This window comes from Leyella lascolaii, from assembly GCF_900079775.1.
Taxonomy (GTDB): Bacteria; Bacteroidota; Bacteroidia; order Bacteroidales; family Bacteroidaceae; genus Prevotella; species Prevotella lascolaii.
Genome location: NZ_LT556038.1, coordinates 222,572 through 247,359 on the forward strand (window position 1 = coordinate 222,572; position 24,788 = coordinate 247,359).

Genomic DNA, 24,788 nt, shown 5'->3' on the forward strand with positions numbered 1-24,788 from the left:
GATTTTGTTTATTTTCTTTCAATTATCATTCCGCATTCACATCTTCTGCCACAGACGCGCTTCCATCACCGCTCTCCTGCACATCTGCAGCGGTCTGAGCCTTTTTCGAGCGCGGCTCGTCCATCGACTTGAACAACTTGCCCGTACTGATAAGGAAACGTGCGATGGAATCGAGCATTCCGTTAATGTATCCTCCGCTCTTCGGAGTGGAATAAAGCTTCGCCAGCTCCACGTATTCGTTGATGGTGACACTTACCGGAATGTTAGGGAATGTCATCATTTCGGCAATCGCAATCTGCATTATCACGATGTCCATATAAGCCAGACGGGAGAAGTCCCAGTTGCGTGACGTCTCACTCATGTAACGCTGATACTGCTCGGCATTCAATATTGTGGTTCTGAAAAGCTTGCATGCGAAGTTCCGGTCTTCCTCATCCTTATATTCTGGAAGAAGTTCTTGCTTCTGCTTCTTTTTCGGATCAAACCGCTTGATGGTTTTCAATACAAACGTATCGACTATTTCCTTGTCGTCGTTCCAGTACAGACTCTTCTCCTCAAGTATGGAGTCAAGGTCGTCGTTTTCCTGTATAAGCTGCTTGTAAAGCTTGCGCCACAGTTCACGGTCTGCCTCATACGAGTCGTCTTCAGACTGCATATAATTGATGTATGTCTCGCTCTGCTCTATCTGATTGCACAGTTTTCTCACAAACTCAAGGTCCTCCTCCCACGACTGTTTCTGGGTTTCGGCGAACTCGCAGAGCATTTTGTTTTCCTCAAGTTGCACTGCAAACTTGTTGTAAGCAAACTTTGTTGAAGGCAATTCCTTATCTTCACGCTGCGCGCGTTGGGTCAATATCTCGACCCGATGTCTTTCTTCCCGCGTTATGGCAACGATGAGTTCAAGCAGATAATTGTATAAATCATATGCTTTAGAAAGGCTGAACAGGAGTTCCTTCTCAGCATTATCCATATTTTTATTGCCATTCTGATAGTAAGAATAGGTTAACTGGACTATCTTTATTCTTATTAGCTCACGATTAATCATTATCCATTCTTCAAATAAAATTCACTGCAAAAATAGATAAAAATACAGTAACCGCCAAAAAAATACAGACGTTTAATGATTTTTTTTGATATGCTTTGGGCAATCAAAAGAAAAAGAGTAACTTTGCAGCGCTTTTATGAGTACATCGATACAGAAACCCTTTTCTCGTGTGATGGCGAATTAAGGCATGACAATCATCAAACTTAATTTAGAGTAACACATTTATTATGAAAGAAATTAATGTAACAGGTCAGAAGCGCACAGCCCTTGGAAAGAAAGCTTCTAAAGAATTAAGAAAAGAAGGTCTTGTTCCCTGCAACCTCTATGGAGAGGCTACAAAGGACGGCAAACCGGCTGCAATGGCTTTCGCTGTTCCAATGAGCGAACTGCGTAAAATTGTTTACACACCTCACATATACATGATAAACCTCATCATCGACGGTGAGTCTCACACTGCCGTGATGAAGGAACTGCAGTTCCATCCGGTTACAGACGCACTGCTGCACGTTGACTTCCTCGAAGTGAACGAGAACAAGCCGGTGACAATAGGTATCCCTGTGAAGCTCGTGGGTCTTGCACAAGGTGTGCGCGACGGTGGTCGCATGAACCTCTCTATTCGCAAAATAGACGTTACAGCACCTTATACTGTCATACCGGAACACCTTGACATAGACGTGACATCACTGAAGATAGGCAAGAGCATCAAGGTTGGCGACCTCAGCTTCGAGGGTCTCGAGCTCGCTACAAGCAAGGATGTTATCGTTTGCTCTGTGAAGATGACACGTGCAGCCATGTCTGCCGCAGCTGCCAGCACAGCAGAGTAATAAGTTTCCAATAGACAATCTGATGGCGGACAGCAGTGTTTACGCATCATGAGAAAGGCTTTATGACACTCCTGTCCGCAACATTACAGTAATGGACAAATATTTAATTGTAGGATTGGGAAACCCCGGTGACGAATACGCCGGCACCCGCCACAATACAGGATTTATGATATTGGACGCTTTTGCAAAGGCGTCCAATATTGTTTTTGAGGACAAGCGATACGGCTTCGTTGCCGAGACAAGCCTCAAAGGACGCAAACTTTTTCTGCTGAAACCCACAACATACATGAATCTTAGCGGCAATGCCGTGCGCTATTGGCTCAATAAAGAAAATATAGACCAGTCGCGCCTGCTTGTCATCGTAGACGACCTTTCACTTCCACTCGGCGCCTTCCGGCTGAAAGCATCAGGCAGTAACGGCGGCCATAACGGTCTTGGCAACATTCAGCAGCTGATAGGCCAGCAATACGCGCGGCTCCGCATGGGCATAGGAAACGACTTTCCACGCGGCGCGCAGGTCGACTGGGTGTTGGGAAAATACAGCGATGACGACATGAAAGTGCTTCAGCCGTCCATCGACTGCGCCGTCGACATAATAAAAAGTTTCGTTCTGGCAGGCATTGACAACACGATGAACGCCTACAACAAATTAGGGAAGAAACAATGACAGAGGAAGCAAGAATAGACAAATGGCTGTGGGCTGCACGCATATTCAAGACACGTTCCATCGCCGCCGACGCATGCAAGAACGGGCGTGTGACCATGAACAACGTCTGCGTAAAGCCGAGCCGCATGGTGAAAGTCGGAGAGGTGGTGAGCGTGAAGAAACCGCCTGTCACCTATTCGTTCCGCATTCTGAAAACCATAGAGCAGCGCGTAGGCGCAAAACTCATCCCTGAGATATATGAGAACGTCACCGATCCGAAACAATATGAGCTGCTGGAGATGAGCCGCATAAGCGGATTCGTGGACAGGGCACGCGGCACAGGGCGTCCAACAAAGAAGGAACGCAGGGCTCTCGACGCCTTCACCGATCCGGCGATGTTCGGTTTCGACGATGATTTTGACGATGAAACAGACTAACAGAATACGCATATGAAGAATATTGCAATATTCGTTTCCGGCAACGGGACCAACTGTGAGAACATTATAAAACATTTTGCAGGATCGAGAGACGTGCGCGTCGCACTTGTCGTATCAAACCGCGCCGACTCCTATGCCCTCACCCGTGCCGCCCGACACAATATTCCCACGGTGGTGATACCGAAGAGCGAATTCGGCAACGAAGCCGTTCTTATGGACACACTGCACCGCCACGACATATGCTTCATCGTACTTGCAGGCTTTCTTCTCATGATTCCAGATTTTCTTGTAAAGGCATACGACCACCGCATGGTGAACATCCATCCGGCACTGCTTCCCAAATACGGAGGCAAGGGAATGTACGGTCATCATGTGCACGAAGCCGTAAAGGCAGCCGGCGAGAAGGAAAGCGGAATAACAATACACTGGGTGAGCGACGTATGCGACGGCGGAGAAATAATCGCGCAATACTCCACTCCGCTGAGCGAAAGCGACACACCGGAAGACATAGCCGCCAAAGTGCACGCCCTGGAGATGCGCCACTATCCCGAAACAATAGAGAAAGCGCTCGCCTCACTCTGACGTCCGGCCAGACGTCAGCCGCGTGTCCGGCGTCCGGACTTCCTTCCTCCGAACATGTTCATCCTGTATTGCACCCTCAGCATGACATAACTGTTGATGGAGTTATACTCCGTGTCGTTTCTGCTGTTGGCGTTTATCGAACGTGAGAAATTGCTCTGCTCACGCAGTATATCCCTGAACTCAAGCATCAGCCTGAGCTCTTTTTTCTTAAGAAAACTCTGACTTATCTGCAGATTCCATATCAGTTCGTCAGTATTCATCGACTTTTCGTTATATCCGCGTCGGCTGTTCTGATTGATGTCCGTCCATAGCGACATGCCCCACGGAGCGTTTATGCCGACGTCCATTCCGTAAGAATATCTCCACGTGTCCATATTGTTGTTCTCCTGAAGCATGTTCCTCGTCCTGTCGTAAGTCACAGACGCGTGCACTCCCACATCCAGCCAGTCACTCCTGTAGTTGCCGCGTATATTCTCATGCACCGATGTCGAATGCGTCACATTCTTCTCTGACACCGCACTGTTGTTCAGGTTTATGTAGCTCACGAGGTGTCTGTAGTTCAGCCGTGTGTCCGCCCCCACAGTCCATACATCAGCCGTGTCTATCGACGTATTATACCCGAACCTCAGCGATCCGTTCCAGTTGCCGTTGATGTTGCACGGCTGCGTGGTGCGTGCTCCGGTTTTCTCGTCATACGTCACCATGTTGCTTATGCTGTTGCTCGTCGTGCTGAACCACGCGCCCGCGTTTATTGTGCGGTGCCGTTTCACTGAATGGGTCTTGTATTCCATATTGATATTGCTTGTGAACGACGGCTTCAGCCCCGGGTTACCCTTGCTTATGTACAGCGGATTGCTGTCGTCCGTTATGTCGAGCATGCTTGTAATGCTCGGCTGCGAGGTAGAGCCCCGGTAGGTGAGCCGCAGGTCGCTGTACTTGGAGAAACGGTATCTGAAGTTAAGTGTAGGAGATATATTCGTCACCGTACGCACCGTGTCCACGAGCTGTCCCCAATAGTCCTGCACCAGATGCGAGCGTTGCGGTCTCACCACGATGCCCGCGTTGAGGTTGTACTTCTCGTCAACCACCCTCAGCTGCACATTGATGTTGTGGTTATAATTATTGTGTTCGGCATACCTGCTCAGCTCATCGTCAAGATAATATTCCAGCGGCTGGTCAAAAAGTCCGAGCATACTGTCCCAGTCGCGGTATCCGTTCATGACGTCGTTCCACGCCTCTTCCGCAATGCGCTCGAAGTTGTAAGTCCTCCTGTCGCTCACGCTGTGACTGTAACGGTATTCATAGCTCATCTGCAGAAAGACGTTTTTAAGCAGCGGTTCGGTGTATGTGGCTCTCAGACTGTAGTTCAGGTTGTCCGACGGAGCCACGTTGTAGCGGTTGGTCTGATAGGTAGAGTCGTTGCCGTAAATGTCCTGCACCTGATAGAGATGGACGTTGGACGCCGACATACTCTTGCTGTCGCCCTTGCCATAGTTGACGCTTCCGTTGAGCGCGATGTTGCGTCCCTTGCCGTTAAGCTTGCGGAAGAACTGCAGAGACGCGCCCGCCGACCAGTTGCTGCCGTTGCTAAGCGACTTGTTGCGCCTGCGGTTCACCATCAGTCCGTTGTCCTCCATCACCCCGATACCGTCATCGCCGAGCGGGTCGTCAGTGTAGATGAAAGGGTCTTCCTTATAAGATGCCGACGAGGAGAAGCCCCTTCCGTCGTTAACGGAATAGTTGAACGACGGTCTGAAATTTATGTTTGTCATCGTGTCGGGCTTCCACTCCAGACGCATGTTGGCGTTCCATCCGTCGCTGCGCGAGTAGTTCTGGTTCACGCTGTTTGAGAAAGCGCCGGTCTTGTTTACGAAACTCTCCCTGGAACTCTTCGACCAATTGTCGCTGTTGGAGTGGTTCCACCTCACTCCCCCGTCTATTTTCAGCTTGTCGCGTTTCTCATAGCTTATGTTCAGACCGGTCATCTTAGTGTGCGTCTTTCCCCCGTTGCTCATGTTGTTCATGTTGCCTATGAGCGTATAACGGAGGTCGCCATAGAACCGCGCGCCCATGAACCGCCCCCTGTATCTGTCGTGCGAGCCGTAGCCCACGTTCGTATTGACGTTGAATCCCTTCTTCATCTCCTTCTTCACACCGAAGTCGAGCACAGTCACCTCGTTGCCGTCGTCAATGCCTGTAAGCTTGGCAAGGTCGCTCTTCTCGTCATACGACTTTATCTTGTCCACTATGTCGGCAGGCAGGTTCTTAAGTCCGGTCTGCACATCTCCGCCCATGAACTCGCGCCCGTCGAGCAGAAGCCTTGTCACCTGCTTGCCGTTTATCGTTATAGAGCCGTCCTCTTCTATCTTCGCACCGGGGAGTTTCTTCACCAGCTCCTCTATCACCGACCCCTCAGCCACTCTGTATGCCGACGCGTTATATACAAAGGTGTCCTCCTTAACCACCATTTTCGGCACGTTTGCCGTCACCACCGCCTCGCCGAGAAGCGTCACGCTCTGCTCGAGCATTATCTTTCCGGCATCCGTATTCCTGCCCGCCGACACCGTCACATCGTGCATCCGCTCGGTATAGCCCATGTTCGACACCTTCAGTATATACTTTCCCGGAGCGTCCGTCCTGATGTCAAACCGTCCACGGCTGTCGGTCAGCACGCCTCCCACAAACGTGGTGTCGCTCTTTAGCAGCTGCACGGTGGCTCTGAAGAGCACACTGTCGTTTGAGGCGTCGACAACGGTTCCTGTTACTGACGGTTTCTGTGCCGACGCGCTCACGCACGAAACCACCAATATAATATATATAATAATGAGTCGCAGATTCATAATAATAGTCGGTTTAATATTTGACGCGCGCCGCATGATAAGGTTTAAAGACAGTGTAAAAAATACCCGGACACATCGTTCACACGATACGTCCGGGCTTGCAGATATATGTTTCACTGATTACGTCACATTATTGGCATCATAGGGAATCCGCCGCGCTGAGGACGTCCGCCTCTGTTCCCTCCACGTCCGCCGGGTCTGCCCGGTCCGTCATGTCTGCCCGGTCTGTCGGGTCCGCCTCTCATTTCCCTGCGCGTGTTCTTGCCCCCGAACATATTGAAACGGTAGACAACGTGCAGCATGGCATAGCTGTTTATCGAGTTATACTCCACGTCGCTGCGCTGCATGGCGTTGATGGTGCGGCTGAAGTTGCTCTGGTTGCGCAGTATGTCGTAGAACTGAATCATCACCGACAGCGGCTTGCCTTTGAGGAAGCTTTGTGATATCTGCGCGTTCCACACGAGCTCGTCGGTGTTGAACGACTTGTCGCTGAATCCGCGCCTGCTGTTCTGATGGAGGTCTGTAGAGAGGCTTGTGCCCCACGGACAATCAAGAGTCAGCGACGCGCCGTATGCGAACCTCCATGTGTCCATGTTGCTCTGCGATTGCAGTTTGTTGCGCGCATGATTGTAATTGAACGACCCGTCAGCCTCTATCTCAAGCCAGTCGTTGCGGTAGCTCAACGCAAGGCGTTCCTGCAAAGAGAGATTTCGCGTGATGTTCTTGCGCGCCTCCTCGTTCCGGTCGAGTGTGAGGAATCCCACGTTGTTGCTGTAACTCACGTCGGTCGACGTGCTCACGTTCCAGTATCCGGTGCTGTCGATGGCTATGCTGTACATCATTCCTCCGAACATATTCCAGTTGCCGTTCACGTTTACGGGTCTCGTTATTCTTCCTCCCGTGGTATCGTCGTACGTCACTTTGCTCGCTATGCTGTTGCGTGTGGTGTTAAGATTGACGAAACCCGATATAGCCTGCTGGTGATACTCTACGAAGTTGTTGTAGTTTATGCTCAGATTGTTGGTGAACGATGGCTTCAGTCCCGGGTTACCCATCGTGATGTTGAGCGGGTCGCTGTCGTCTGTGATGTCGAGCAGGTCGCTCATTCCCGGCTGTGTTGTGTATCCGCGGTATCTCACGCGCAGGTTGCTCACCTTGCTGAAACGGTAGCGGAAGTCGAGTGTCGGCGTTATGTTGGTCACCGTGCGCGCCGTGTCCTTGAGCACGCCCAGATAGTCTTGCACGAAGTTAGAGTGCTGCGGCTGCAGGAGCACACCCACGTTGAAGTTGTATTTCTCGCCTATCATTCTGAAGGTAAGCTCGATGTCGTGCGTCCGGTTCTTGTATTCAGAATAGCGGCTTAGCCTTGTGTCAAGATAAGACTCATACGGATTGTTGAGCCGCGCGAGGTATTTGTCCCACCCTCTGTACTCTGGCGACAGTCCGGAGAAGAAGTCCTCGCCCAGATTGCTGAAGTCGTAGGTGTTCTGGTCGCTCTTGCTGAAACTGTAGTTGAACTTATAGCTCAGTTGCAGGAAGGCTCCCTTCCACAGCGGCTCGCTGTAAGTTGCCTGCAGCGCATAGTTCCAGTTGCGTGTTGGAGTGACGCGGTAGCGGTTTGTCTGATATGTCGAGTCGGCTCCGGCTTGGTTGAGCACCTGATAAAGATGCACGTTGGTGAGCGACAGACTGTTGCTGTTGCCTTCGCTGTAACGCCCTTCCCCACGCACGGTGAAGTTGCGCCCCTTGCTTCCCAGACGCCGGTTGTACTGCAGCGAACCGCCGAACTGCTTCGACTCGTTGTATCCTATGGACGAGCTGTTGTTGCTGTTCACCATCACGCCTTCCTTGTCCAGCGTCGCGATAGCGTCCTCGTCGAGCGGGTTGTCCACGTAGTTGTAGGGGTCGGAGTTGTATGATGCCGAGCGGTTTGTTGAGCGGCTGTCGTTTGCCGAGTAGCTCACCGACGGTCTGAACATGATGTTTGTCATGGTGTCGGGCTTCCATTCCAGCCTCATCTGTGCGTTCCATCTGTCACCGCGCGTGTAACTCTGGTTCAGACTGTTTGAGAACGAGCTCAGCGTACTCACGAAGTTCTCCGCCGAACTTTTCGATCGCGCGTCGCTGTTGTTGTGGTTCCAGCGCACGCTTCCGTCCAGCTTGAACTTCTCTCCGTCGTCGTAGTTGAAGTTCATACCAAGCATCTTCGACGTGTTCAGTCCGTTGCGCCCGCGTCCGAAGTTGCCCCGTCCGCCTCCACCCGGAAAGCCCTGGTTGTTCACATTGTTGGCGTTGCCCATGAACATGAGCCTCAACTTGTCCGTGAAGTATGCCCCCATGAGCCTCTCGGCATACCGGTCTTCCGTTCCGTAGCTCACGTCGGCGTTGCTGAAGAGTCCGCGGTTCATGCCGCGCTTCAGTGCGAAGTCGAGCACGGTCTCCTCGTTGCCGTCGTCAATGCCCGTCACTCTCGACAGGTCGCTCTTGTCGTTGTATGCCTTCACCTTCTCTACGATGGACGTGGGAAGGTTTTTCAGAGCCGTCTCAGTGTCTCCCGTCATGAACTCCTTGCCGTCCACCTTTATCTTCTTCACCTCCTGTCCGTTGATGGTCACCTTGCCGTCGTCGTCTATCTTTGCGCCCGGCAGACGCTTTATCAGCTCTTCTATCACCGAGCCTTCAGGCGTCCGGTAAGCCGCCGCGTTGTACACCAGCGTGTCTTCTCTCACCACCACCCTTGCGGCATGTCCCGTCACGGTGGCTCCCTTCAGCATCGTGGCTTCCGCTCCGAGCACCACCTCGCCCATGTCGGTGTCCGAGCCGTCCTTCACCTCCACGTTCTTGAAAGCCGGGATGTATCCCACGCTTGAGAATTTAAGTATGTACTTTCCGTCCGAAGGTGCCTTGAGCCTGAATTTTCCGTTTTCACCGGAAGTGGCGCCGGTGACATACGTGCTGTCGGCTGTGAGCATCTGTATCGTCACCTGTGCCAGAGTCTCCTTGGTGTCGCGGTCTGTAAGCACACCCGTTATGCTGCGTTCCTGGGCGTACATCACCGTACACGCCAGCGAGAACAGCATCATCATTACTGTCTTTTTCATCCTATGTGTATGATTGTTTTCATTATGTGTTCACGCCATTTTAGACGGAACATCATTTTTAAGGTTTAATTCTGTTACAGAAAAGTGCTGATTTTTTATTTTTTCTTACAGTCTGTGACATGGCTGTCCTTCCGTCGCTACACCGTGACTCATACATGCCGATTTGCATGAATATGCGGTTTTCGCGGTAAAAAATATTGACATCATTTTTTCATGAAACAGAAACGGGCATGGCGTATTTCATGAATAAACAATGTATATAAATTCATTCGTGCCGTATCAGAAGCCCTGAATAGGCATCGGAAAGCCCGTTCCGCATATCAGAAAAGCCCGTTCCACGCATCCGTAAAGGCATTGCCGGAACGCGAAAGAGGCTCTTCCGCACCACAGGAAAGGCTCTTCGGCAACGCGGCAGGAGACATATCGCCCGACAGAACATCCTAATCCATTGAACATGAACACGTTAACAAAACCTCTCAAAACTCGCGTATTTGCTTCCGGATATGCTTTCACAGATTCCGGCGGCATTCTCGCGAGGTTGACGATGAATGTTTATGCGTTTCCGGAAATGCCTTTGCATATTTATGCAATGCAAAATCCCGCCGCACATTTCACTGTGTTTTACATGAAATAATGATGGCATCCGCCCAGTAGAGACGCAAAATTTTGCGTCTCACGAACAAAAAACACGGCAACGAAAGGCATTCCATCACTCCAATAAATAGCGCATCCTCCCCTGTAGAGACGCAAAATCTTGCGTCTCACGAGCAAAAAACACAGCAACGAAAGGCATTTCAACACCTCAATAAATAGCATATCCATGCTTGTGAGACGCAAGATTTTGCGTCTCTACTTTAGTTTGCTGAGCATACCATCATGCAGTTTCCTATCAGTAACAACAATGGCGTCAGCCTGTAGAGACGCAAAATCTTGCGTCTCACGAACAAAAAACACGGCAACGAAAGGCATTTCAACACCCCAACAAATAGCATATACACGCTTGTGAGACGCAAAATTTTGCGTCTCTACTTTAGTTTACTGCGCATACCATCATGCAGTTTCCCATAAATAACAACAATGGCGTCAACCTGTAGAGACGCAAAATTTTGCGTCTCACGAGCAAAAAGCGCGACAACGAAAGGCATTTCATTGCCCAAACAAATAGCGAATCCTCCCCTGTAGAGACGCAAAATCTTGCGTCTCACGAACAAAAAACGCAGCAACGAAAGGCATTTCAACACCTCAATAAATAGCATATCCATGCTTGTGAGACGCAAAATTTTGCGTCTCTACTTTAATTTGCTGAGCATAATATGGCGTTATTTTCATATATAAAAACAGTGCCAACGGGCGCAATGAAAACTGCTTTCCGGCTGCCGGATGCTGCCTGTTTTGTTCAAAATATAATCCTGTCCGACAGGTTATAATATGAAAGAAAATTTTCTTTTCGCTTGCTGTTGCACTCTCCTTTCATTATCTTTGCATAAGATAACCTGCACTCGGGAAATTAAGAGCAAGCTCTCTTTCCACTCGTTTGCATTATCTTTGTATAAGATAACCTGCACTCGGGAAATTGAAAGCAAGCTCTCTTTTCCACTCGTTTGCATTATCTTTGCAAAATAAAAGCGACACTCGTGCAAACCGAAAAAGCACACTTTAAAAACCGGCAGACACCGGTCTGCCACTGCGTCACATCGCCGTGCCACTGCCGGCGGCATTCATATATACAAACATAAAGCTATGATATTATGAAACAAAGAATCATCTTATCAAAGGATATAGAGAATGAGATTGCCGAAGCAATATCAGAATGCAGACACGACAGGCTGTTCGTGCTTACCGACGAGCACACACGCGAGGCGTGCTGGCCACGGTTGCGCGACTTCCTCTCGCTCAAAGACGCCACTCTCATCACCATAAAGGCGGGCGACACTCATAAGGACATCGCGTCTGTATCAGACGTGTGGCGCAGCCTGCAAGAGGGAGGAGCCACGCGACACTCGTGCCTCATCAACCTCGGAGGAGGCATGGTGACAGACCTCGGAGGATTCGCCGCATCGACATTCAAGCGCGGCATCGACTTCATCAACATCCCAACGACACTGCTCGCCATGGTCGACGCGTCGGTGGGAGGCAAGACCGGAGTGAACTTCGGGGGACTGAAGAACGAGATAGGAGTGTTCTGCGACAGCCGGTTCGTCATTCTCGACACACTTTTCCTCAACACGCTCGACCACGACAACATCTGTTCAGGCTATGCCGAGATGCTCAAACACGGGCTTCTCAGCGACGACCGCATGTGGAGCGAACTGCTTACATTCCCTCTCTGCAACCCCGACCTGCAACGCCTGCAACTCATGCTCGCCCAATCGGTGAGGGTGAAGGAGAAAGTGGTGGAGGCTGACCCGCTGGAGAAAAACATACGCAAGGCTCTCAATCTCGGACACACCGTGGGGCACGCACTGGAGTCGCTGGCTATGTGTAAGGGGCAGCCCGTGCTGCACGGATATGCCGTAGCATGGGGACTGGCATGCGAACTGTTCATCAGTAATATAAAAGAGGGATTCCCTACAGACAAACTGCGGCAGACGGCGGCATTCATTCGCGAGAACTACTCGCTGCCGATGGTGACGTGCGACGACTACCCCGAGCTCTACAGACTGATGACTCACGACAAGAAAAACACCGCAGGCACCATCAACTTCACCCTTCTCGCCGACGTGGGCGACATACGCATAAACCGCACGGCGACAAAGGACGAGATATTCGAAGCCCTCGATTTCTATCGGGAAGGGCTATGACAATATTATATAACACATCAAATAATGGACATAGAAAAACTCAAAAGAGTAAGACTCGAGCAGGACGGACTGTCCAAGACGCTCGGAATGGACTTCATATCTACACCTGAACCCGACACGTGCATGGCACGAATGAAGGTTGGAAGACACAACAGACAGGTATTCGGATTCCTCAGCGGAGGAGCGACGCTCGCACTGGCGGAAAACCTCGCGGGCATAGGCTCGATGGCTCTGAGTCCGGGCAAGATATGCCTCGGCATCAACGTGACAGGCAACCACATGAAGGCGGTGCTCGAAGGCGACACAGTCACCGCATACGGACGGTGCATACACAAGGGGCGGACACTGCACCTGTGGCACATAGAACTGAAAAACAACGCCGGCGAACTCATCTCGTCGGTTGAGGTAACAAACTTCATACTCAACCAGAGAACGAAATGAAAAGTTATGCAATGTACCGTCTGCCGCACGGCAGAGAGATAGTAAGGATAACGCAGAGCACGGGCTTGCCCGAGGAACTGCAATCATACAGCGAGCTGAACGGGCGCAGCGGGTTTGTCTTCGCACCGTTCTGCATATCGCAGTCGTGCCCCGTACTGCTCATAAAACCTGACTCCACAGAGACAATGCCTGCTCCGGAATGCCTGCATACAAACGCTCCCTGCGTTCCGCAACATACTGACGACACGCAGGGACGGAACGTGTATGCGGCTGACTTCGCCGCCTTCCACGAGGCACTCACACGCGGGGAGTTCGACAAACTGGTGCTCGCGCGAAGCACTCAGGTGGAACACGCGCCCTCCATGCAGCCTGAAGAGATGTTCATGAGGGCGTGCCGGCTCTACCCGCGCATGTTTGTGGCACTCGTATCCACACCGCAAGGGGGCACGTGGCTTATGGCTACACCTGAGATTCTGCTCAGCGGCGACGCGCCGATATACTCCACCATGGCTCTGGCGGGCACCATGCGGCTGGACGACAGTCAGCTGTCGTTCGACACACCAGGGCACGATTCTGACACAGACAGCATCGTGTGGGACGACAAGAACACGCTCGAACAGGAATACGTGGCGGCATATATGCGCGAGCGCATAGCGCACTTCGCCTACAACATAAGCAGTAAAGGACCCTATACAGCACGCGCCGGACGGCTGGTACATCTGCGCACGGACTTCACGTTCACGCTCACCGACATGCATCTTCTGGGCGACATCATCGACAGTCTGCACCCCACGCCTGCCGTGTGCGGCATACCCAAGGACGAGGCGCGGCGGTTCATCATGACGCATGAGTCGGCTGGACGCGGATATTACAGCGGTTTCAGCGGTCCGATAAATCCCGACGGTGCCACACGGCTGTTTGTCTCGCTGCGCTGCATGAGCATCGGCGAGAGGACATGCCGTCTGTATGCCGGAGGCGGACTGCTGCGCGAGAGCGACGAACAGCATGAGTGGGAGGAGACTGAATGTAAGATGGACACCATGAGGTGTGTGATAAACAACGGTTGAAATGTACAGCAACAAGGAGAACGTCAACATCCTTACGGCACTGCTCGCCGCCTATGGGGTGCGCCATGCGGTGGTGTGCCCGGGCAGCCGCAACGCGCCCATAGTGCACAATCTCAACGAATGTCCCGGCATAGAGTGTCATCCCGTGACCGACGAACGCTCGGCTGCCTTCTGTGCCATAGGCATCAGTCTGGCGACCGGCATGAGTCCGGTGGCTGTGTGCGTCACGTCAGGCTCAGCGTTGCTCAATGTCGCGCCTGCCGTAGCAGAGGCGTTCTACCGCCACATACCGCTCATCGTCATCTCGGCAGACCGTCCGGCACAGTGGATAGGACAGCTCGACGGGCAGACACTGCCTCAGCCGGGGGCTTTCGGCATGATGGTGCGCAAGGACATAAGCCTGCCTGAGCCGCACAACGATGAGGAGCGGTGGATGTGCGGACGCATGGTGTGCGAGGCTCTCTATCTTTCCACATGCCGCACTCCTGCTCCGGTGCATATCAATGTGCCGATAACCGAACCGCTTTTCACATTCGACAGTGAGCGTCTGCCCGACGTGCGCGCCATAAGACGGTGCCAGCGCGACAGCCGGGACTGCATGTGCGACACTCTGCCCGACGGATGGTTCGTGGCACGAAAGCCGATGGTGGTGATAGGACAGATGCCTTACGGCGCGATTGACAGCCGCACGCTGAAGGAGCTGTCGCGCTCGTTCGTCACGCTGTGCGAGCCGCTCGGAGCCGAGGCTGTGCACTTCGACGAGGTCATACGCGCCATAGGCAATGACCGCGACTACATGCCCGACTACATTATATATATAGGTGACACTGTCGTAAGCAAGGCTGCACGACGCTTTCTGAGACTCTCCGGCGCGCCGTCTTGTCTGCTCACGCCGGACGCAGCGACAATATCCGACCCTCTCATGCATCTCTCCCACATCGCCCAGTACGACAGTGCGGAGGCTCTGAAGAGGCTGCCGGAGATGCTGCGTACAGGCTGCCGCGACACCGCAAAATCTCTTCCGCCAGACGCTGCAGAGGAAACCGAAGTCTCACGCACGCGGTTTCTCCGGCTGTGGAACGCCGCGCTCGACACCGCGCGACGCCATTCGGAGGACTACGAACCGGAATATTCGTCAATGGCTGCGGTGAGATACTTCGAGCAACAGCTTGCCGACATGGAATATGACTGGCACGTGCATTACGCCAACAGCTCGGCGGTGAGGCTCGCCAACATCTTCGCGGCGCACCACGTGGAGTGCAACCGCGGTGTGAACGGCATAGAGGGATGCCTGTCAACAGCGGCTGGGCACTCCATGGCTACGGCTGACATGGTGTTCTGCATCATAGGAGACCTGAGCTTCTTCTACGACCAGAACGCGCTGTGGAACACTTCGCTGAAAGGCAATCTGCGCATCATCATGCTCAACAACGGAGGCGGAAGCATCTTCCGAGGACTGCCGGGACTGAGCGACAGCGCGGCGGCTGACCGTCTGGTGGCGGCATGTCACGCCACGACAGCGGAGGGAATATGCACGCAAAACGATGTAGGCTACATTGCCGTACACAACATGGAGGAAATGCGGATAGGCATAGTGACACTGCTCACACGCCGCTCCTCACGTCCAATGCTGCTCGAAGTGAAGACCGATGCGACGACAGACAACGACGTGATTGACGCATACTTCAATTCTCTTTCACTCTGACACACCGTCCGGACACACTCCTTTCACAACAAACAATACCCGAACAACATCCTCACACTCTCTTCCATCACATCCGTCCGGTGCCGCACCATCCGACTGGCGGCACCAGATGACAGCACGCATACGTCCGTTCCGGACAATAGAAAATACTATACTTGTATACTAAAACACCTTTTAAGTTTTACAAATGTCACCAAAACACATTATAACCCAGCATTTTGCATAAAATAAACGATAAAATATTGTCATATGTAAGATGTTTTCCTTACATTTGTAAAATATTTTACAGCACGTTTAAAATTTATATTTATGAGAAAACTTTTACTTATCGCAGCTGCCCTTTTTTCTTTAGGCAGCATGGCACAAAGACCATTTGAATCACACACAACATTCAACACCCTCAACAAGAGTATGAAAGTGAACAGTCTCATGAGCCGGATGCCGGCAGCACGCATCGCAAAACCGGCGAACGCTCAAGCCAAGGCTCCGGCTAAAGCGCCCGAAGGCGAGTCCCACACTTACTACCTCGACTGCTTCAACTCATGCTTTAAAATAGGCGATATACCTGAAATACACAAAGCCATAGACATTGTGTTTGCAGCCGACAACAAGGTTTATATCAAGAATATGATGTACCCGTCGATGTTCGACACCTACATTGAGGGAGTGCTGAAGGATAATGTCATTACCATCAAAAACGGTCAGCAGATAGGAGAAGTTCAGGGACGTAATATGGTGTTATGCAACATGACATATGATAAAGCAACCAATAAGATAAATACGGACACGTCAAACGACTTCACTCTTACAATAGACAAGGACTACGGAGTAATAACAAGCGAGCCCTCAAGTTATCTCGGAATATGTACCGATGATTACCAGATAACGTTGACTGAAGCCGGAAATATGCAGTTCATACCGGCTGAGCTGTTCCCCGAAGCTGACGAATATGAATACACATACGACTATGAATCGGCAAAAACTCCGCAGCAGAAAGGCAAGAAGGGCACTGTGCAGATAATCAAATTCGGACAATACAGATACATCAAAGGGCTGATGCCGGAAGCTGCTCCGGACGCATGGGTGATGGCAGAAGACAATAACGGCACACTCACAGTCTCCTTACCGCAAGCCATCGGGGAAGACTACGCTGCTGTTTTTGTCGACTTCAGCCAGGGAGGTACCTTCATCTTCGATCCCGTCACATTCAAATATGATGCTGCCTCAGACTCTTATGTGATGTCAAAATATTCACTCATCGATCTGTTCCCGACATACGACGAGAAAACGAATACATATAGCGTTGGCTACAGCACAAGCTACAACAACCTGAAAATAAAGGCAACGACAACCGGAATAAGCAATGTCGGGAACTCTGTCGCCGATGTTGTGTCAACGGAATATTACGACCTCTCTGGCAGAAGGGTAAGCGACGCGCAGAAGGGATTGTACATTAAAGTGATGAAATATGCTGACGGAACGACAAAGAGCGTGAAGACCGTTAAGTAATAAATATGTAAAAGCAGGCAATAACATCAATTGTCCATATACAATTTTACGGCAGGCTTGTCTTATGAAAGGCAAACCTGCCTTTTTTATGTATGTAAGCAGACTCATACTTTTCCAATCCCGAGCCGGTGTGAACTATCCTGTCTCTCATACATACGGTGTCGGCGGATGTATGCAAAACACAGGATGACAGCACTCTTATGCCTTTCCCGACACACTAAAAACGCAAACCCATAAACTAAAAGCTCCGGACCGGATCAAAAAAACGTAAAAACCAGTACAAGAAAAACACAGAACTGGCACACGAAAAATACGAAAGCCATACACGAAAAATACAAAAGCCGTACACGAAAAATACAAAACCGATATTTAAGAAAGACCTAAACTCCACTCGAGAAACATAAAACAAATACTCGAAAAACGTAAAACCGATACACGAAAAACACCGAACAGGCACAAAAAAAACACAAAAGCGACACACGGAAAAGCCTTTCTCATCGTCCAAAAGCCACCAAAAAGAACAATATTTAGGCATTTTGTATAAATTAATCGGTATTTTATTGTAATTTGAAAGATATTTTATCTACTTTTGTAAAAATTTTTTCAACACTTTAAAAACTTATATTTATCCTTAATTCCGCAACACTATTATAAATTAAACTTTTTAAGTACCTGAGCAACAAAAAGTTGCTCAGGATTTTGCCATGTCGAAGAATTCACTTATCTTAGTGTTGCAAAAAATAAACAAGAAAATCCGACGATAGACATGGCAAAAATACAAATTAAATCTGAGAAACTCACTCCTTTTGGAGGAATATTTTCTATCATCTATACCTGTAATAATGCTTACGCAGACATTTTTCAGACTGATTTTGGATAACGCCTACAACTTATGGGTATGATACTGCGTATTGCCTCAAGTCGCATTGTGGGGTAAGGGAATATTGAGGGTTGCAGTGGGGATTTCTACCTCAATTTATCTGCTAATTCAGTAAGAGAGGACATGTACACGCAAGAAGGACGTTGAAGGGCTTAGTTGAGGATTTGAGGTTTATGAGAAAACTTTTACTTATCACAGCTGTCCTTTTTTCTTTAGGCAGCATGGCGCAAAGACCGCTTGACTTCACCAAAAACATCAGGACATTCAACAAGAACCTGAAACTGAACAGTCTGATGAGCCAAATGCCGACCTCACACATCGCAAAACCAGCGAAGGCACAAGCCAAAGCTCCGGCAAAAGCACCCGAAGGTGAGTCTCACACATATTACCTCGACTTCTACAATCAATGCTATGGTGTGGGCATATTTCCTGAAGTTCACAAAGCAGTCAACATCATATTCGGTTCTGAAAACAAGGTTTATATACAGAACATGATGTATCCCTCAGAATTTAATACATACATTGAAGGTGAGCTGAACGGTAACGTTATCACAATAAAGAACGGACAGCTGATCGGTGTGATACAAGGATATAACATGGTATTATGCAACATGGTTCTGGATGAAACGACAGGACAGATAAGCCTTGACACATCAAAAGACTTCACTCTTACCATAGACGAGAACTACGGAATAATAACAAGCGACATAACAGGATTCATCGAAATATTCACCGAAGATTACGAAATGGTTTACACCTGTTCAGGAATGATGCAGTTCACACCGGCAGAACTGTACCCTGAAGCAGACAAACACGAATACACATACGACTATGAAGCATACAGCACTCCGCTTCAGACAAACAAGAAAGGCACTGTCCAGATTATAAATCTCGGTCAGTACAGCTACGTTAAAGGTCTTATGCCGGAGGAAGCACCGGACGCATGGCTTATGGCAGTAAACGAAAACGGCTCGTTATCAATCACCTTACCGCAAATCATTGAGGAAGACCGGTGTGCCGCTTTCGTCGATTTCAAAGACGGAGGATCTATTATCCAGACGCCTGTAACATTCGAATATGACAAGGCGTCAGACTCTTACGTATTGTCAGAATATTCTCTTACAGATTTGTTCGCATCATATGATGAGGAGAGCGGAACCCTTGGCATAGGTTACAGCGAAAACTACGACAATCTGAAGATAAAGGCATATACTACCGGAATAAACAAGGTTGAGGACTCAGACGCCGACATTGTGTCGACAGAATACTACGACCTCTCAGGCCGCAGTCTGAACAATGCCCAGAAAGGCATCAACATCAAGGTGATGAAATATTCTGACGGAACAACCAAGACTGTGAAGGTTGCAAAGTAAGAAACAGATAAAAGCAAGCATACATTATATTATTTATATGTAATTCCGGGCAGGTTTGTCTTATGAAAGGCATGCCTGCCTTTTTTATGGACATACATTTTGTGGTGCGGGAAAGGGAAAGTCAGCCGGTGACGGTTTGCTGTTATGACAAAAAATTGATAACTTTGCGGATATGGCGGCAAAGGGACTGACGGGCGGAAAAGCGTGTCCTGTCATACGCAAGGCGGCACTACGCGGCACGGCATTTCCAAGACACCTTTGCCGACAGCGTTTTAAGACAACAAAAAAGCATAAAGACATGAATAAAAGAGAATGGAAACCGATAGAAGGTTTCGACTTCAAGGAGATTCTTTTCGACGAGTATAACGGCATAGCCCGCATAACAATCAACCGTCCGAGATGGCGCAACGCCTTCACGCCACGCACTACATGGGAGATGTCGCAGGCGTTCGCATGGTGCAGGGAGGCGCAGCGCATAGGGGTGGTGATACTCACCGGCGCGGGCGACAAGGCGTTCTGCTCTGGCGGCGACATGAACGTGAAGGGACGCGGAGGATATGTCGGCGAGGACGGAGTGCCGCGGCTAAACGTGCTGGACGTGCAGAAACAGATACGCTCGCTGCCGAAACCGGTCATAGCGATGGTGAACGGATATGCCATCGGAGGCGGACACGTGCTTCACCTGATGTGCGACCTCACCATAGCGAGCGACAACGCGATATTCGGACAGACCGGTCCCAAGGTGGGATCGTTCGACGCCGGGTTCGGCGCTTCCTATCTTGCGCGCATCGTGGGACAGAAAAAGGCGCGCGAGATATGGTTTCTATGCAGGCAGTACTCGGCGGAAGAGGCTGAGCGCATGGGCATGGTGAACAAGGTGGTGCCATTCGACGAACTGGAGGACACGTGTGTGGAATGGGCTGAAAGGATGATGGAGCACAGTCCGCTCGCACTGAGAATGATAAAGGCGGGGCTCAATGCGGAGCTCGACGGACAGGCTGGCATACAGGAACTTGCAGGCGACGCCACCATGCTCTACTACTTCCTGGACGAAGCACAAGAGGGAGGCAGGGCGTTCCTCGAGAAGCGCAAGCCCGACTTCGGCAAGTTCCCGAAACTGCCCTAAGCCTCTCTGAGAGACCGTGAGAAAGTCATCACCACAACAGAAAAGGAACGACAAGACACCATTATGAGAAAAATAAGCGTCAGACAGCGCACGCTCCACTTCAGACAACCTGCCGGAACGTCGCGCGGAACATACACCACACGCACGTCGTGGTTTCTGGAAATGACGTCAGACGACGCCCCCGGACGCTCCGGAACAGGAGAGTGCGCGCCCCTGCCCGACCTCAGCTGCGACGCCTCTCCGGCTTATGAGCAGACACTGAAGGCATTGTGCCGGATGTATGAGACGAGGCAGTCGATAGACTACAGCCTCATGCGTCCCTACCCGTCGATGCTCTTCGGCATGGAGACGGCAGAGAGAAACTTTGAGCAGGGCGGCTCTGTCATCTTCGACACACCGTTCACCCGAGGCGAGGAAGGCATACCGATAAACGGTCTGGTGTGGATGGGCTCGCTGCAGGAGATGATGAGCCGCCTGGAGGAAAAGATGCAGGCGGGATTCGCATGCGTCAAACTGAAGATAGGGGCTATTGACTTCGACGACGAGATGCGGCTGATAAGGCACATCAGAAACCGCTTCGGAAAGGAATACATAGAACTGCGAGTGGATGCCAACGGTGGTTTCTCGCCCGCCGAGGCTCCGCAAAGGCTCGAACAGCTCGCGGCATACGACATCCACTCCATAGAACAGCCGATAAGGCAACGGCAGTGGACCGAGATGGCACGGCTGTGCCGCGAGTCCCCGCTTCCGATAGCCTTGGACGAGGAACTCATCGGGGTGAACTCAAAGGAGATGAAGACGCAGATGCTCGACTTCATCCGTCCGCAATACATCATCCTCAAACCGTCACTGCACGGAGGCATGCACGGCACGCGCGAATGGAAAGAGCTGGCTGACAAGAGAGGCATAGGCTCGTGGATAACAAGCGCGCTTGAAAGCAACGTGGGGCTCAACGCGGTGGCTCAGCTCGCCGCAAGCGTCTACGGACCGGGCATCACCACGCCTCAGGGACTGGGCACCGGACTGCTCTTCACGGACAATCTGCCCATGCCGCTCGAGATAAGGAAAGACCGGCTTTGGCGCGTACCGTGACAGCCCATCACTTTTATGCCTTTAGCGAAAGGCTACAACAGGCTGACATTTCAGTCCATACAGATTTGTCATAATCAGCAGCATAATATGCCGGAACAATAAAAAAATGTGTCTGCCCGTATATAATGAAACGACAGGCACACATCCGGCAAGACATAAATACAGACAAAAATGACTCTCGAACAGTTTCTTGAAGAATGGAACAATGCCGACGACTGCATCACGGTGCACACGAGCGGCTCTACGGGCAAGCCCAAACCCATGCGCGTGGAGAAACGGCGCATGGAGGCGAGCGCACGCATCACGTGCGCCTTTCTCGGTCTGAAGCGGGGCGACACGGCTCTGCTGTGCATGCCGCTCGACTTCATCGCCGGTAAGATGGTGGTGGTTCGGGCTTTGGCGACAGGCATGCGGCTGGTGAGCGTCACGCCCGGCGGGCATCCTCTGCGCGGTCTGCGGGAGCCGCCGGTGTTCGCAGCGATGGTACCGCTTCAGGTGTACGACAGTCTCGCCGACCCTGAGGAGCGGTGTCTGCTCATGGGCATAAGGCATCTCATCATAGGCGGAGGAGCGGTGGACGACAGTCTGTGCGACTCGTTGAAAGACTTCCCCAACGCCGTGTGGAGCACCTACGGCATGACAGAGACACTGTCGCACATAGCCCTGAGACGGCTCAACGGACCGGAGGCAAGCCGGTGGTACACTCCGTTCCACAACGTAAGCGTGAGCACCGGTGCCGACGGATGCCTCGTGATAGACGCTCCCGCCGTGTGCGCGGAGAGGCTGAAGACAAACGACATAGCCGAGCTCGACACCGACGGCAGACGGTTCCGCATCATAGGACGCAAGGACAACGTGGTGTGCAGCGGAGGGATAAAGATGCAGATTGAGGAGATGGAGCGGTTGCTCAAGCCTCACGCCACATGTCCTTTCATGATAACCAAGGTGAAGGACAGGCGTCTGGGCGAGGCGGTGACGATGCTCGTCGAGGACGGCGACAGCCAGGTAATGCGCCACATATGCGAGGAGCACATGCCGCGATACAGCCGTCCGAAACATTATATATGCGTAGGGCGGCTTCCTATGACTGCCACCGGCAAACCCGCACGTGCCGAAGCGATGAGGATGGCACAGGAAGCCGTCGGAGAGGAATAGGAAGGTGGCGGAGTCAGAGGGCGCGCCGCAGCTCCTCACCTACAATATTCGTCAGTTCCACAAACTCTTCTACAGACAGCTGCTCCGGTCGCCGCGTCATGTATGCGTGCTGCCAGAAAGCGGGATCCACGGCTCTCTCGCCCGTTATCTGACGCAGACTCACGCGCAGCATCTTGCGCCTCTGTCCGAAAACAGCCTTCACTATGCGCCTGAACAACGCCTCGTCGCAACCCAGACTTTCCCTCGAGTTGCGCGTCATCCGTATCACTGCGCTCTTCACTTTGGGCGGAGGGTTGAACACGTTCTCGTTCACCGTGAACAGATATTCCACATCATACCACGCCTGTATCATCACCGACAGTATGCCGTACGACTTGTTTCCCGGCGGCGACGCAATGCGCCAAGCCACCTCGCGCTGTATCATGCCCGTGCAGCACGGTATCAGTTCCTTGTTGTCGAGCATCTTGAAGAATATCTGCGACGATATGTCGTAAGGATAGTTACCCGTCAGCACGAACGGCTTTCCGTCGAACAGGCGCGACAGGTCCATGCGTAGGAAGTCGTCGCCGATGATGTTCTCACGCAGCGAAGGATAGTGGCTGTTGAGCCATTCCACCGACTCGGCATCAATCTCCACCGCCTTCAGCACGCGGTCTTTCTGCATGAGAAACTGCGTGAGCACCCCCATGCCCGGTCCTATTTCAAGCACCGGAATGTCAGGACAGGCGTCCACCGTGTCGGCTATAGCCTTTGCTATATTCAGATCGGTCAGGAAGTGCTGCCCGAGATTTTTCTTTGGTCTTACTGTTTTCATACGGCAAAGATAATGCAAACGAGCGGAAAGAAAGTTTACTTTCACTTTCCCGAGTGCAGCTTTTCTTATGCAAAGATAGTGAAAGGTGAGTGCAATAGCAATAGGAAAAACGAAGTTTTTTAATAAATTGATATTGCCGAACCGCATCCTATCTTATTAAAAGATAGTGAAAGGTGAGTGCAAAGACAAGCGAAAAGAATATTTTCTTTTCAGAGAAGGCTTTGCCGAGCCGCATCCATATATTATAATAAGGTATCAAAACGGCATTCCCTCACTTCCTCCTCATTATTATTCCGCATTCAAACAAAAGTAGAGACGCAAAATCTTGCGTCTCACAAGCAACCCCATACCATAATATCACACAACAAACAATTGACTGTCAACTCATAAAACCATACGGGAGACGCAAAATATTGCGTCTCTACAAGCATGTCAATACCGGACTCTCACACTATAAACATTTGATTTTCAATACATAAACTGCACGGGAGACGCAAAATCTTGCGTCTCTACAGGCATTCCAACACCATACTCTCACACTACAAACGATTGATAATCAAAACATAAATCACCATAAAATCGCATCATATCCCGTCCGTACACCACTGCCGTCAGCGCAACACATCGCAACGACGGCAGTATTCATCCACAATCACACAAACTATCCGGTCACCCCAAACACCTGCCATTGCCTGACGTCATACCCCTCTCCATCGCGTTCCACCATCTCAGCGATACACATGAACAATGCGCACCGCCAACAAGGAATGCAATCGCGGAATGCATAAATATACATTTCCACAGTAAAAAATTTTGACAACAGAAAATCGCGAAACAGAAAACGAAACCGGCGCAAAACCGCTCCCGTAACACCATCCGGACTCATTCGTACATACGTTTATACCAGTATGGCAGACGTCAAGCACACTCCCGACATACCGGACGGTGTTTCCGGCATCGCCAAACAGGCATTATCAGCTCTCGGGAAAGCCTTTCCCGACATGCCGGAAAGCCTTTCCGGCAACATCAAACGGCATGTTCTGCAACGCGGATGAGGTCGTCCCGACACATCAAACAACATAAACAACTGTAACACAGTGCCTTAAACAAAGTTCATAAAAATCGCGTATTTGCATCCTGCGTCTCTGTCGCGCGTAAAAAAACGCCCTATTTCGAGTTACCATACATGGGATTGCATAAACCGTTCCGCATCCATGCATATTTATGCATTGCCTCCACCGCATCACACCATCAGCCGCACATCACGCCACAAGAGCGCAGGCAACGGCTGCGGAAATAATATCCACGCATCATTACATGCCCATTCCATAGCCATTCATACCCACATAC

Annotated in this window: 18 protein-coding genes; 14 read left to right on the plus strand and 4 right to left on the minus strand. The window is 50.9% G+C overall.

Features of this window, described 5'->3' with window-relative positions; genetic code table 11:
* Window positions 1-25: 25 nt before the first annotated feature.
* Window positions 26-1,045 carry a transcription antitermination factor NusB gene (gene nusB, locus BN4609_RS06775; RefSeq protein WP_068855802.1) on the minus strand — a complete coding sequence of 340 codons (1,020 nt, stop codon included), beginning with the start codon at window positions 1,043-1,045 and terminating at the stop codon, window positions 26-28.
* Between the two features lie 227 nt (window positions 1,046-1,272).
* On the opposite strand from nusB, the gene BN4609_RS06780 reads away from it, so the two are divergent.
* The 4 genes from BN4609_RS06780 (at window position 1,273) to purN (ending at window position 3,534) form a co-directional block, all read left to right on the plus strand.
* Window positions 1,273-1,869 (plus strand): 50S ribosomal protein L25/general stress protein Ctc, encoded by a 597-nt coding sequence (locus BN4609_RS06780; RefSeq protein WP_068855803.1) that lies wholly within the window; start codon window positions 1,273-1,275, stop codon window positions 1,867-1,869.
* 91 nt (window positions 1,870-1,960) lie between these two features.
* Entirely contained in the window at window positions 1,961-2,536 is a 576-nt protein-coding gene (pth, locus tag BN4609_RS06785; RefSeq protein ID WP_021992278.1) for an aminoacyl-tRNA hydrolase, read from the plus strand.
* Window positions 2,533-2,952, plus strand: coding sequence for an RNA-binding S4 domain-containing protein (locus BN4609_RS06790; RefSeq protein WP_068855804.1), 420 nt, complete (start codon window positions 2,533-2,535; stop codon window positions 2,950-2,952). Before pth ends, BN4609_RS06790 begins: the two co-directional genes overlap by 4 nt.
* Before the next feature lie 12 nt (window positions 2,953-2,964).
* The gene (purN, locus tag BN4609_RS06795) at window positions 2,965-3,534 is read left to right on the plus strand and encodes a phosphoribosylglycinamide formyltransferase (RefSeq protein WP_021992276.1); all 570 of its coding nucleotides are present in this window, start codon (window positions 2,965-2,967) and stop codon (window positions 3,532-3,534) included.
* Between the two features lie 14 nt (window positions 3,535-3,548).
* Here purN and BN4609_RS06800 read toward each other — a convergent pair whose 3' ends face one another.
* Entirely contained in the window at window positions 3,549-6,374 is a 2,826-nt protein-coding gene (locus BN4609_RS06800) for an outer membrane beta-barrel protein (protein WP_068855805.1), read from the minus strand.
* 125 nt (window positions 6,375-6,499) lie between these two features.
* On the minus strand, window positions 6,500-9,475 hold the full coding sequence (locus BN4609_RS06805; RefSeq protein ID WP_068855806.1) for a TonB-dependent receptor: 2,976 nt from the start codon (window positions 9,473-9,475) through the stop codon (window positions 6,500-6,502).
* Between the two features lie 1,748 nt (window positions 9,476-11,223).
* On the opposite strand from BN4609_RS06805, the gene aroB reads away from it, so the two are divergent.
* The 9 genes from aroB (at window position 11,224) to BN4609_RS06865 (ending at window position 22,624) form a co-directional block, all read left to right on the plus strand.
* Entirely contained in the window at window positions 11,224-12,276 is a 1,053-nt protein-coding gene (gene aroB / locus BN4609_RS06825; RefSeq protein WP_068855810.1) for a 3-dehydroquinate synthase, read from the plus strand.
* A 24-nt stretch (window positions 12,277-12,300) separates the two neighbouring features.
* Window positions 12,301-12,717, plus strand: a complete 417-nt coding sequence (locus BN4609_RS06830; RefSeq protein WP_021992100.1) for a PaaI family thioesterase — start codon at window positions 12,301-12,303, stop codon at window positions 12,715-12,717.
* Window positions 12,714-13,784 (plus strand): isochorismate synthase, encoded by a 1,071-nt coding sequence (locus tag BN4609_RS06835; RefSeq protein ID WP_068855811.1) that lies wholly within the window; start codon window positions 12,714-12,716, stop codon window positions 13,782-13,784. Before BN4609_RS06830 ends, BN4609_RS06835 begins: the two co-directional genes overlap by 4 nt.
* Window position 13,785: 1 nt before the next feature.
* Window positions 13,786-15,489, plus strand: a complete 1,704-nt coding sequence (gene menD / locus BN4609_RS06840; protein WP_068855812.1) for a 2-succinyl-5-enolpyruvyl-6-hydroxy-3-cyclohexene-1-carboxylic-acid synthase — start codon at window positions 13,786-13,788, stop codon at window positions 15,487-15,489.
* Between the two features lie 309 nt (window positions 15,490-15,798).
* On the plus strand, window positions 15,799-16,998 hold the full coding sequence (locus BN4609_RS06845; protein WP_164071601.1) for a hypothetical protein: 1,200 nt from the start codon (window positions 15,799-15,801) through the stop codon (window positions 16,996-16,998).
* A 1,053-nt stretch (window positions 16,999-18,051) separates the two neighbouring features.
* The gene (locus BN4609_RS06850) at window positions 18,052-19,251 is read left to right on the plus strand and encodes a hypothetical protein (protein WP_164071602.1); all 1,200 of its coding nucleotides are present in this window, start codon (window positions 18,052-18,054) and stop codon (window positions 19,249-19,251) included.
* 298 nt (window positions 19,252-19,549) lie between these two features.
* On the plus strand, window positions 19,550-20,377 hold the full coding sequence (menB, locus tag BN4609_RS06855) for a 1,4-dihydroxy-2-naphthoyl-CoA synthase (RefSeq protein WP_021992262.1): 828 nt from the start codon (window positions 19,550-19,552) through the stop codon (window positions 20,375-20,377).
* A gap of 63 nt (window positions 20,378-20,440) precedes the next feature.
* Complete coding sequence (gene menC / locus BN4609_RS06860; RefSeq protein WP_068855815.1) at window positions 20,441-21,469, plus strand: o-succinylbenzoate synthase; 1,029 nt, start codon at window positions 20,441-20,443, stop codon at window positions 21,467-21,469.
* A gap of 171 nt (window positions 21,470-21,640) precedes the next feature.
* Window positions 21,641-22,624: an AMP-binding protein gene (locus tag BN4609_RS06865; protein ID WP_068855816.1), complete on the plus strand. Its 984-nt coding sequence runs from the start codon at window positions 21,641-21,643 to the stop codon at window positions 22,622-22,624.
* 13 nt (window positions 22,625-22,637) lie between these two features.
* Here BN4609_RS06865 and rsmA read toward each other — a convergent pair whose 3' ends face one another.
* Window positions 22,638-23,438 (minus strand): 16S rRNA (adenine(1518)-N(6)/adenine(1519)-N(6))-dimethyltransferase RsmA, encoded by an 801-nt coding sequence (rsmA, locus tag BN4609_RS06870; RefSeq protein ID WP_068855817.1) that lies wholly within the window; start codon window positions 23,436-23,438, stop codon window positions 22,638-22,640.
* A 908-nt stretch (window positions 23,439-24,346) separates the two neighbouring features.
* Between rsmA and BN4609_RS16470 the strand changes: the two genes are divergently transcribed.
* Complete coding sequence (locus BN4609_RS16470; protein ID WP_164071603.1) at window positions 24,347-24,493, plus strand: hypothetical protein; 147 nt, start codon at window positions 24,347-24,349, stop codon at window positions 24,491-24,493.
* Window positions 24,494-24,788: the final 295 nt, after the last annotated feature.

What these genes read in the sequence shown, in the direction of transcription:
- nusB (WP_068855802.1), bottom strand. Translation starts at nt 1,045, where the DNA reads ATGATTAATCGTGAGCTAATAAGAATAAAGATAGTCCAGTTAACCTAT.
- menC (WP_068855815.1), top strand. Translation starts at nt 20,441, where the DNA reads ATGAGAAAAATAAGCGTCAGACAGCGCACGCTCCACTTCAGACAACCT.
- menD (WP_068855812.1), top strand. Translation starts at nt 13,786, where the DNA reads ATGTACAGCAACAAGGAGAACGTCAACATCCTTACGGCACTGCTCGCC.
- BN4609_RS06790 (WP_068855804.1), top strand. Translation starts at nt 2,533, where the DNA reads ATGACAGAGGAAGCAAGAATAGACAAATGGCTGTGGGCTGCACGCATA.
- purN (WP_021992276.1), top strand. Translation starts at nt 2,965, where the DNA reads ATGAAGAATATTGCAATATTCGTTTCCGGCAACGGGACCAACTGTGAG.
- BN4609_RS06805 (WP_068855806.1), bottom strand. Translation starts at nt 9,475, where the DNA reads ATGAAAAAGACAGTAATGATGATGCTGTTCTCGCTGGCGTGTACGGTG.
- aroB (WP_068855810.1), top strand. Translation starts at nt 11,224, where the DNA reads ATGAAACAAAGAATCATCTTATCAAAGGATATAGAGAATGAGATTGCC.
- rsmA (WP_068855817.1), bottom strand. Translation starts at nt 23,438, where the DNA reads ATGAAAACAGTAAGACCAAAGAAAAATCTCGGGCAGCACTTCCTGACC.
- BN4609_RS16470 (WP_164071603.1), top strand. Translation starts at nt 24,347, where the DNA reads ATGGCAGACGTCAAGCACACTCCCGACATACCGGACGGTGTTTCCGGC.
- BN4609_RS06780 (WP_068855803.1), top strand. Translation starts at nt 1,273, where the DNA reads ATGAAAGAAATTAATGTAACAGGTCAGAAGCGCACAGCCCTTGGAAAG.
- BN4609_RS06850 (WP_164071602.1), top strand. Translation starts at nt 18,052, where the DNA reads ATGAGAAAACTTTTACTTATCACAGCTGTCCTTTTTTCTTTAGGCAGC.
- BN4609_RS06835 (WP_068855811.1), top strand. Translation starts at nt 12,714, where the DNA reads ATGAAAAGTTATGCAATGTACCGTCTGCCGCACGGCAGAGAGATAGTA.
- BN4609_RS06800 (WP_068855805.1), bottom strand. Translation starts at nt 6,374, where the DNA reads ATGAATCTGCGACTCATTATTATATATATTATATTGGTGGTTTCGTGC.
- BN4609_RS06830 (WP_021992100.1), top strand. Translation starts at nt 12,301, where the DNA reads ATGGACATAGAAAAACTCAAAAGAGTAAGACTCGAGCAGGACGGACTG.
- menB (WP_021992262.1), top strand. Translation starts at nt 19,550, where the DNA reads ATGAATAAAAGAGAATGGAAACCGATAGAAGGTTTCGACTTCAAGGAG.
- BN4609_RS06865 (WP_068855816.1), top strand. Translation starts at nt 21,641, where the DNA reads ATGACTCTCGAACAGTTTCTTGAAGAATGGAACAATGCCGACGACTGC.
- pth (WP_021992278.1), top strand. Translation starts at nt 1,961, where the DNA reads ATGGACAAATATTTAATTGTAGGATTGGGAAACCCCGGTGACGAATAC.
- BN4609_RS06845 (WP_164071601.1), top strand. Translation starts at nt 15,799, where the DNA reads ATGAGAAAACTTTTACTTATCGCAGCTGCCCTTTTTTCTTTAGGCAGC.